Source organism: Streptococcus sp. GMD4S (genome assembly GCF_000296955.1).
Map to the genome: position 1 here is coordinate 1 of NZ_AJRE01000064.1, position 9,985 is coordinate 9,985.

Annotated in this window: 12 protein-coding genes; 11 read left to right on the forward strand and 1 reads right to left on the reverse strand. The window is 37.2% G+C overall.

Going from position 1 to position 9,985, the window contains the following annotated elements:
- A partial coding sequence (locus GMD4S_RS05930) for an RsmE family RNA methyltransferase (RefSeq protein ID WP_000385665.1) occupies positions 1-264 on the forward strand: 264 nt, incomplete at its 5' end.
- Between the two features lie 10 nt (positions 265-274).
- Complete coding sequence (gene pepF / locus GMD4S_RS05935; RefSeq protein WP_000435561.1) at positions 275-2,071, forward strand: oligoendopeptidase F; 1,797 nt, start codon at positions 275-277, stop codon at positions 2,069-2,071.
- A gap of 91 nt (positions 2,072-2,162) precedes the next feature.
- Here pepF and GMD4S_RS05940 read toward each other — a convergent pair whose 3' ends face one another.
- Positions 2,163-3,131, reverse strand: a complete 969-nt coding sequence (locus GMD4S_RS05940) for a hypothetical protein (RefSeq protein ID WP_000748116.1) — start codon at positions 3,129-3,131, stop codon at positions 2,163-2,165.
- 191 nt (positions 3,132-3,322) lie between these two features.
- Here GMD4S_RS05940 and GMD4S_RS05945 point away from each other — a divergent pair, with 191 nt between their 5' ends.
- From GMD4S_RS05945 to GMD4S_RS05985, 9 genes are all read left to right on the forward strand, one after another.
- Positions 3,323-3,994 (forward strand): hypothetical protein, encoded by a 672-nt coding sequence (locus tag GMD4S_RS05945; protein ID WP_000745946.1) that lies wholly within the window; start codon positions 3,323-3,325, stop codon positions 3,992-3,994.
- A 135-nt stretch (positions 3,995-4,129) separates the two neighbouring features.
- Positions 4,130-4,828: a hypothetical protein gene (locus tag GMD4S_RS05950; RefSeq protein WP_000746966.1), complete on the forward strand. Its 699-nt coding sequence runs from the start codon at positions 4,130-4,132 to the stop codon at positions 4,826-4,828.
- A gap of 220 nt (positions 4,829-5,048) precedes the next feature.
- On the forward strand, positions 5,049-5,765 hold the full coding sequence (locus tag GMD4S_RS05955; protein ID WP_025172971.1) for a hypothetical protein: 717 nt from the start codon (positions 5,049-5,051) through the stop codon (positions 5,763-5,765).
- Positions 5,766-5,901: 136 nt separating this feature from the next.
- A complete protein-coding gene (locus tag GMD4S_RS05960; protein WP_000745947.1) occupies positions 5,902-6,579 on the forward strand; it encodes a hypothetical protein in 678 nt (225 codons plus the stop codon).
- Positions 6,580-6,588: 9 nt separating this feature from the next.
- Positions 6,589-7,872: a DUF2974 domain-containing protein gene (locus GMD4S_RS05965; protein WP_000037150.1), complete on the forward strand. Its 1,284-nt coding sequence runs from the start codon at positions 6,589-6,591 to the stop codon at positions 7,870-7,872.
- A gap of 11 nt (positions 7,873-7,883) precedes the next feature.
- Positions 7,884-8,276, forward strand: a complete 393-nt coding sequence (locus GMD4S_RS05970; protein ID WP_237738583.1) for a hypothetical protein — start codon at positions 7,884-7,886, stop codon at positions 8,274-8,276.
- Positions 8,270-8,584 carry a hypothetical protein gene (locus tag GMD4S_RS05975; RefSeq protein ID WP_000959513.1) on the forward strand — a complete coding sequence of 105 codons (315 nt, stop codon included), beginning with the start codon at positions 8,270-8,272 and terminating at the stop codon, positions 8,582-8,584. Before GMD4S_RS05970 ends, GMD4S_RS05975 begins: the two co-directional genes overlap by 7 nt.
- A 106-nt stretch (positions 8,585-8,690) precedes the next feature.
- Entirely contained in the window at positions 8,691-9,482 is a 792-nt protein-coding gene (locus GMD4S_RS05980; protein ID WP_001227786.1) for a DUF2785 domain-containing protein, read from the forward strand.
- Between the two features lie 108 nt (positions 9,483-9,590).
- Positions 9,591-9,985, forward strand: a 395-nt coding sequence (locus GMD4S_RS05985; protein ID WP_000714819.1) for an MIP/aquaporin family protein, incomplete at its 3' end; no start/stop codon positions are given.

A 9,985-nucleotide genomic window follows, 5' to 3' on the forward strand; every position in this document is an offset into this window, starting at 1 on the left:
TTTGACTCAATTGTGGTGGCTTATGAAGAATCAGCAAAAGAGGGAGAAGCTGCTGCGCTCTTACAAGCAGTCACTGGTCTTGAAAAAGGAGCCAAATTGCTCTTTATTTTTGGCCCAGAAGGTGGTCTCTCACCAGCAGAAATTGAAAGTTTTGAAGCTAAAGGAGCTGTTTTTGCAGGACTTGGCCCTCGCATCTTGCGAGCAGAAACAGCGCCACTTTACGCCTTATCTGCCCTTAGTGTTTTAGTAGAATTAGAGAAATAAGAGGAAGAAAATGGAACAAAAACACCGTTCAGAATTTCCAGAAAAGGAACTTTGGGACTTAACTGCCCTATACCAAGACCGTGAGGATTTCTTGCGAGCAATCGAGAAAGCTCGCGAAGATATCAACCAATTTAGCCGTGATTACAAGGGCAATCTTCATACGTTTGAGGATTTTGAAAAGGCCTTTGCGGAATTGGAACAAATCTACATTCAGATGAGTCATATCGGCAATTACGCCTTTATGCCTCAGACGACAGACTATAGCAATGAAGAATTTGCCAATATTGCCCAAGCTGGGATGGAATTTGAAACAGATGCCAGCGTAGCCTTGACCTTCTTTGACGATGCCTTGGTGGCAGCAGACGAGGAAGTCTTGGACCGTTTGGGTGAATTGCCACATTTGACGGCAGCCATTCGTCAGGCCAAAATCAAAAAAGCCCACTACCTAGGGGCTGATGTGGAGAAGGCCTTAACCAATCTCGGTGAAGTTTTCTACAGTCCTCAGGATATTTATACTAAGATGCGAGCTGGGGACTTTGAAATGGCTGACTTTGAAGCCAATGGCAAGACCTACAAAAACAGCTTTGTTACCTATGAGAATTTCTACCAAAACCACGAGGACGCTGAGGTTCGTGAGAAATCCTTCCGTTCCTTCTCAGAAGGACTACGTAAGCACCAAAATACGGCTGCCGCAGCCTATCTAGCTCAAGTCAAGTCGGAAAAACTCTTGGCTGATATGAAGGGCTACGACTCAGTCTTTGATTATCTTCTGGCTGAGCAAGAAGTGGATCGTGCCATGTTTGATCGTCAGATAGACCTCATCATGAAGGACTTTGCACCAGTAGCTCAGAGATACCTCAAGCATGTTGCCAAGGTCAATGGACTTGAAAAGATGACCTTTGCAGACTGGAAATTGGATTTGGACAGCGCCCTCAATCCTGAAGTGACTATTGATGATGCCTATGATTTGGTCATGAAGTCAGTTGAACCTTTGGGACAAGAATATTGTCAGGAAGTTGCTCGCTATCAAGAAGAACGTTGGGTGGACTTCGCTGCTAATAGTGGCAAGGATTCTGGCGGTTATGCGGCGGATCCATATCGCGTGCACCCTTATGTCCTCATGAGCTGGACAGGCCGTTTGAGCGATGTCTATACCTTGATTCATGAAATTGGGCATTCTGGTCAATTTATCTTTTCAGACAATTACCAAAGCTACTTTAATGCCCACATGTCGACCTACTACGTTGAAGCGCCATCAACCTTCAATGAATTGCTTCTCAGTGACTACTTGGAGTACCAGTCTGATGACCCACGTCAAAAACGCTTTGCCCTTGCCCACCGCTTAACAGATACCTACTTCCATAATTTCATCACCCACCTCTTGGAAGCAGCCTTCCAGCGTAAGGTTTATACATTGATTGAAGAAGGGGAAACCTTTGGAGCAAGCAAGCTCAACAGCATTATGAAGGAAGTTTTGACAGATTTCTGGGGAGATGCTATTGAAATTGACGACGATGCGGCCTTGACTTGGATGCGCCAAGCTCACTATTACATGGGCTTGTATAGCTACACCTACTCTGCTGGTCTTGTCATCTCGACTGCTGGCTATCTCCATCTGAAAAACTCTGAAACTGGAGCTGAAGACTGGCTCAACCTCCTCAAATCAGGTGGCAGTAAGACACCGCTTGAGTCAGCCATGATTATCGGAGCGGATATTTCAACGGACAAACCACTCCGTGATACGATTCAGTTTCTGTCTGAAACAGTTGACCAGATTATCGCCTACAGTGCTGAGTTGGGAGAGTAAGGGTATCCAGTGTCGGATTTAAGACGGTTTATCGATAAGATGAATACACAAAAATCACCTGTTTGAGGTGATTTTTTTATGCTTTAAAGATTTATTCAAATTTTCCTTTATTGGCCTCGTTTGAAGCCTTCATGCTAATTTGTAAAAGGTTGGCGAGATTTTCATTATCAAGGCTAGCTTCTCCATTATTATCCACTTTTATGGCAAGGTAATGGGTGTTACGATCAAGATAATCCATGCCCTCTAGGTCTACGTAGTTGTCAGCTTTAAAATCAAGCGCCGCTAATTGATAAACAAATCGAATATTTAGAGCTTTAGCATAGTCTGTTTCAAGAACCTTTTGTTGTTCTTCTACCAGTCCTTGAAAGAATTCGAGATTGTCTGTGTGATAGGATGCTTTGACTTCATATTGGTAAGTATCTACAGCTGGGGATATAAATTTCAAATAAACCATGTCGCCCTCCACCTTATAGTCCTCAAGAGTATAGGCACCTGCTTTTCCTAATGCATTGGTGTTGACCTTGAAAAACATTGGTGCATAAATTTTCAGAGGATATTTTTCTCCCTTATACTCAAAGATGGTATCATTTGAAAAATTCGGACGGATTTTAGTTAACTCAGGGACTAAATATTCGTTCCAAATCTTATCAAATAACTCTTCTTGATTGCTAGCACTCGCTGATTTCACAACTAGGTCAAAATTTTCTTGATTGACAAAGACAGCATCCACTAATTTGAGGGCTGTTTGAACCTTAGGATCCGAAATTTCCTTTTTCTTTTTTTCAAGATTCTCAGCCGCCTCTTTCGTGCGATCTAAAGTTTTATTAAATTGACTGCTACTGTTGGTTTCAACAAAGGTTCTCTCATAGTTGGTAGGTTCAACTTTGGCATTCCAGTCAAATGAAGCGGCAGGACCAGTTACATCTTTCTTGTGATAGGTAGAGGCCTGATTGTTTGAATTATTTGTAGAACTAGTAGATGGCTTTGATGAGCAAGCACCAAGGGCTAAGGCTAGTGTTGTCACACAAGCTAGGCAACAAAGTCTGAACGATTTTTTCATACATTTCTCCTTCAAGTAATGCTTGTTATTCATTGGCTATTATATCATGACCTTTAGGATTACAGTGTTTTAAAATGAATTAGACAGGATTTTAACATCATAGATGAAACAGTCATATCAGCCTTTTATGATATACTATAAGGGAAATATGATTAGTTGTTTTATTAATTATCATAAGCAAGGAGAGGGTTATGAAAAAACGCATATTTCTCACAATGTTACTTTTAGGAGGATTGATAATGATAGGATTGGCAGGGTGTGGAGAAAATAAAAATAGTCGAGAATGGATTGAGAACAAAGTCTCCGAGGTCAGTCGTGTCTATCCAACCGAGAATCTGTTTGACTTGTTTAAGCAATTTCCGGAAGGGTTTGAGGTCTATCAAGTATACATGAATGATAAAGTTAGCATAAAAATATACTTAACCGGAAATAGTCAGTTCAAGACGATAACTGGTAAATTAATTCGAAAAGATTTAAAGTTAGAAAAAAAGACAGACATTATAGATGTTAATTACATAGAACAGCAATTTATTTTTTCAGATGAAGAAAGAGCGAGGGAAATTTGGGAACTTAAAGGTTTTCTGTTTCAAGAATTAACGATTAATAAAAGTATTTTATCTGAGTTTAAATTAGAAAATAAGAGTTATAACAGTGTAACTAATGGTTTTGACATATCTTATAGTGTGAATAATCCAATAATAAACAAATTTTTTAAAATGGATGGTCTTAAAAATGGCGTATTAGAATTTGGAAGCTCTTTGCAGAGTAATGATTATTACTATTATTCTGTTGTTGTTGATTACAAAGACGGTTATTATTTTAGAGAAACAGTGTCTAATGGAGAGTTGAATAATGGTGAGTAGTGGTATTCCAACTTTAGATGCTTCTAATCTAACTTATAAATTTGAATAAGATGCAAGGAAATGTTGCTTTTATGGTATATTATAAGGGAACTATGATTAGCTATTTTGTTGAATATCATAAATAAGGAGAAGGTTATGAAAAAACGCATGTTTTTCGCAATGTTACTTTTAGGAGGATTGATTATGATAGGATTGGTAGGATGTGGAGAAAATAAGAACAGTCGAGTATGGATTGAGAACAAAGTCTCTGAGGTCAGTCGTGTTTATCCAACTGAAAATCTCTTTGATTTGTTTAAGCAATTTCCGGAAGGGTTTAATATTACTCAAACATTCTATAAGGATTCGCTCAGAACAGTAGTTTCCTTAGATGGAGATGCAGAAAATCAAACCATAAAAGGAAAGATAGAGACTATAAAAATATCTACCGAACCATATAAAGAAGAAGTGAAAGACCATGTTGATGTAGAATATAAAGATGGTCAATTTATATTTTCTAACAATGAGGTAGCGGAAAAAATTTGGGGTTATAAAAGTTTTCTATTCCAAACATTAAGTTTGAATAGAGATGTTTTATCTCAAATGAAGCTTGAAAAGTTTCAATATTTTTCAAATCGCAATGTGTTTGAAATCTATTATATTAGTGATGACTCTACAATAAATAATTTCCTTAATTCAAATGGAGAACACATTTTATCAATAAGTGGAGCGGAATCTTATAATAATACAAAAGGTTATCGATTGAATGTTAATATTGCTTTTAAGGATAACCCAAATGATGGAATGAGTGAGATAGTTTCAAGTTGGATAGATGATAGAAATAGTGTTTCTAATTAATTTGCTAACATTTAAAACATCCTGATTGACCTGATTATAAATAAGGAGCATGCGAAAGAATGAGTGAAAAAGAATCGGTTAACAGTGAAATTCCAACTCTGGATGCAGCGAATCTGACTTGTAAATTTGAATAAGATACAAGGAAATGTTGCTTTTATTGTATACCATAAGGGAACTATGATTAGCTATTTTGTTGAATATCATAAATAAGGAGAAGGTTATGAAAAAACGCGCGTTTTTCGCAATATTACTTTTAGGAGGATTGATAATGATAGGATTGGCAGGATGTGGAGAAAATAAGAACAGTCGAGCATGGATTGAGAACAAAGTCTCTGAGGTTAGTCGTGTCTATCCAACTGAAAATCTCTTTGACTTGTTTAAGCAATTTCCGGAAGGGTTTGAGATTAGAAGTATTGATACCTACGATGAGACGAAGGACTATTCTCGTTATCAGAAGATTGAACTCGTAGGAAATGCAGAAACAAAAGAAATAACTGGTAATTTTAAAAGAATAGAAGCTCGAGGTAATCCTTATGAAGAAAAAGTGCTTTTAGAAAGCCGTGTTGTGTACACTGAAAAAGGATTGGAATTTTTGAATCCAGAAGTTTCTAAAGATGATTTGTTTTATGATGGGTTTTTATTTCAAAAGTTAGAACTAAATAAAGCAATTTTGTCTCAATTGGAACTCAAAAAAACGTACTATAATTGGGAGACTGGTGATGCTTCTATTACTTATAAAAATGTAAATAGTAAAATTATTCAGGATTACTTCCATATACAATCAAGTGAATCGTTAGACCTTTTTATTAGTGCAGACCACTCTGCAACTATTGGCTATGAATACGGTTATCCTGTGGTTTTTGACGGAGAAAATATATCTCATTCAGAACTTATAACAGGAAAAAGTAAGAGTATGAAGAAGATAGATGCCAAATAGTAATGTGCCGACCTTAGATGCTTCTAATCTGACTAACGAATTTTAATAAGATAGCAAGGAAATGTTTCTTTTATGGTATACTATAAGGGAACTATGATTAGTTGTTTTATTGAATATCATAAGTAAGGAGAGGGTTATGAAAAAACGCATATTTCTCACAATGTTACTTTTAGGAGGATTGATAATGATAGGATTAACAGGGTGTGGAGAAAATAAAAATAGTCGAGCATGGATTGAGAACAAAGTCTCTGAGGTCAGTCGTGTCTATCCAACCGAGAATTTGTTTGATTTGTTTAAGCAATTTCCGGAAGGATTTGAGATTGAGCAGGTCTATTTCAAAAAGAAAAGTGATGGAATTGATGATTCTATTACAGAAATTAAGCTGAAAGGTGATGCAACATCGCATACAATAACGGGTACTCTTGCTAAAAGCCCAGCGAAGGAAGATGCGCCAAAAAGCGATGAAGTGGTAGTAAGTGTTCAATATATAGACAACAAATTTATTTTTTCTGATGAAGAAACCGCTAAAAGAATATGGAAGTTTGATGGTTTTTTGTTTCAAAAACTTGGTATAGATAAAGAGTTTTTAAGTAAATTATCATTAAAAAACAAACATTTTAATGGAAATAATGGTTCTTTTGATATAGATTATATTATTAAAAACACAACGATTAACCAATATTTTAATAAACAGCAACAAGCTGAAACAGTGCTAGGATTTGGTAGTTCTTTGAGGTTAGATGACTTTTATTATTATTCTGTTACTGTTGATTTTAATGATGGCTATTATTTTAAGGAGAGAGTATCGAATTAGGAGAGAAGTATGAGTAAAAAGGATACAGCGAATAGTGGTATTGCTACTCTAGATGCAGCAAATCTGACTTACGAATTTGAGAATGTGCGAGTTAATCAACCTGAAATTGGACATGATGATAGAAAACAACTTCTTAATGCAGTAGACAGAAGTAAACCTCTCCCCTCTAACCTCCAGTATCTAGATGATTTTCATGATGACTTTACTGGGACGAGTGGTACAGCCTTCCTAGATAAGGACAGTGGAGAGGTGATTATTGCCTATACGGGAACGAATCCTAATGCGGATATAGTCAAGGATGTCGCTACAGATGTCGGTAGTATAGCCATGGCGCTCGGTTTTCATTATGATGAAGCTTTCAAATTTTATGAAAGGATTCGACAGAGATATGGGGATAATATTACTCTAACTGGACATTCTTTAGGAGGTAACATCGCTCAGAGGGTGGCCTTAGAGTATAACGCTCCGCGTACTGTGGTATATAACTCAGCGCCTCTCTATTTAGAAGGTCTTATCGAATCTAAAGATAAAATCATAGATTATCTGACTCCGTGGGATTCGGCAAGGGAGAAGATAATCAATAAACAAAAGACATTCACAGGTCAAGTAGTACGAATCCGGACTCAAGATGACTTTCTTAACAATATCTCAAAACCTTTTTTAGGTGTATACTTGGGGGAAGATTATCTGCTTGAAAATTCCGGTGGGCACAGTATTGATCCAGATATTACGGGTGATAAAAATCAAATTAACCAAATCAAAGATATTTTGGAAAATCAGAGTCCAGAGAAGATGACTGGACTTGAAAAGAAGAACTATGAAACTCTGAAGAAATTACAAGGTGTCAAAAATCGACTTCTAAAGCAGTTGAGTACCCAATTTTTATCAGATGGTAGTATAAGTAGCCATGAGATGTTTTTCTTGGACAGCGTCCAAGCAACAGCTGTTGCGACGGCAATGACAGAGAGTGTCAGCAACGGACACAGCGAGATTGAGGCAGTTGCGAAAAAAGCAGTTGCGGATGCTGAAACACTCTACGATAAAAGTAAGGAAGTTCCTTGGTTCGTCACAGAGTTAACTTATGATGAGATAGAGGATGTCTATGCAGAAGCTGGGGTAACTTATGATAGTATTGTGGGTGAAACTCAGAGACATTTTGATAAAAAAGTAAGTAAATCAGCTGAGATTGTAAAAGCCTTTACGGATTTGGAAACGAATATTCAGAAGGGTGTTGAACAAGCAGTTGAAGGAGACGAAAGCTTGGCAAGGGATATTAATCAATGGACAAACTAGAAGAAATCCAAGTGAAAATAAAAAAGCAAGAAGAGGGACTTTGGTCCTTGGAGGATGACTATAGAACTGCTAAGAAGAAAATAGAAGAATCCTATGAAAGTTTAGATCATAATCGTTCTCAGTTGACAAGACTATATGAGGAGTTTGAGAACGTTGCTTATGATTTTGCTAGACAGAAATCTGGAGACGATGGGGAGCATCACCAATTTCTGATGTTATTAGAATCTTATTCAAGTGAGACGAGTAGTGAGTATCTTCGGCAGTATGCTAAAATAGAGGCAAAAGATGAAGAGTTGCAGACTCAGTACCGAAAAGAGCGTTCTCGCTTAGAAAAAGAGTTAGAAGAGAGTTATAGTCAAAGAAAAGACTTATATGAGTTAGAAAGGAGGCAGAAGAAATGCTAGTGGATTTAGTCATAGACGCTTTGATTGGACCTATGTCAGAATCAGCCAGGCGAGAAATCAAAAAAACATTAGAAAGAGCAGCTATCAAAACATTTTGTGCTCCTCCTATAAAATCAGGTAGAAAAGGTATTGTAGATAAGTACGATGAGGAGATAGGGGTTCTTGCTATGACAAATAAAACTGCTGTAACGACTTTAGCAGCTCAAATGGATAGCTCAATTAATGGGTTGGGACAAAAAGCCATTAGCGAGACTATTAGTAAAAATAGTACATCTTTTGAAGATTTAACTCCGAAAAAGAAAAAATAGTGCTTTAACTATGCCATGTTCCTTTCCAATTTTTCCAAATATTCCTCTTCAAAGTCATCTTCGGATGACTTTTTGATAAGTTACTAGAAATGTAGAGGTGCTTGAGATGCGTAAAAAATTACAAAGAAAAGTGACAGAAGAAAAACCAAGCTATAGTCGAGAAGAAATTCAGTGGTTGCTTGAGCATTTAGGAGATCCCTCTCCAGAAATTCGAGATGAACTTGTTTTTACGAGTTTGGCTAGAGGAATTCAAGAAGAACTGTTTTCCCTTGAGCAGTTTCAGTTTATCTCAGAAGAGGTCTCCTCTAATGAAAGGCTATACAAAGAGATTGATAGTAGAGGAGTTTCAACTCTTAAACGTTCTTTTAGGGCGCTTATTTATGCCAATCTTTTGTATGCAGATGGTAACGAGCACTCTCTTTTCTATAAAGGCTTAAAAGCTGATATAAGAAATGCTATGCTATCTCAAGGTTTGTATTACCTTAAAAAAGAAAAGGATACGACAGGTTTTTCAAGTCAGTATGGTTGGGTTCACGCTTTTGCGCATGGAGCGGATCTCTTGACGGAAGTCGTTTGTCATCCAGATTTTCCTAGTAACAGATTTTCTGAAGTATTTGATGTACTGGGTCAATTATTTAAAAGAATTACCATTCGTTTTACAAATGATGAGGACTGGCGCTTAGCGAGAGTACTTTATGAACCCATTTTGCAAGGGAAATTAGGGCAAGAACAAGTAGCTTCTTGGATAAAAACTATTGACTTTCCGATAGAAGAGAGGGAAGATTTTTATAAATTTTCCAACTTCAGATCCTGTCTGTTGGAAGTCTATATCCAACTTGACCAGAAAAATAGTTTACAAGATGCCTTGAAAGAAGCCATTCAATCTTTTCAGTACTAAGGATAAGCGAGTCGTTTCATGATTTTCAAATACTTTCCAGTCAATTTTCTTGAAACACTTTCCTTCTTTTGATAGACTAATACATAGTTTGAAAAAAGGAGATTTATCATGAAAAAATTTGTTGCTGAATTAATCGGTACATTTATGCTTGTGTTCATTGGAACAGGAGCTGTTGTTTTTGGAAATGGTCTTAATGGCCTTGGACACCTTGGAATTGCTTTTGCCTTTGGTTTGGCAATCGTAGTTGCAGCTTTCTCAATCGGAACTGTTTCAGGTGCGCACTTGAACCCGGCGGTTTCGATCGCTTTGTTTGTAAACAAACGTTTGTCATCTTCAGAGCTTGTAAACTATATCCTTGGACAAGTAGTTGGAGCTTTCCTTGCGTCAGCTGCAGTATTCTTCCTCTTGTCTAACTCAGGCATGTCAACTGCTAGTCTTGGTGAAAATGCCTTGGCAAACGGTGTCACTGTCTTTGGTGGATTCTTGTTTGAAGTCATCGCAAC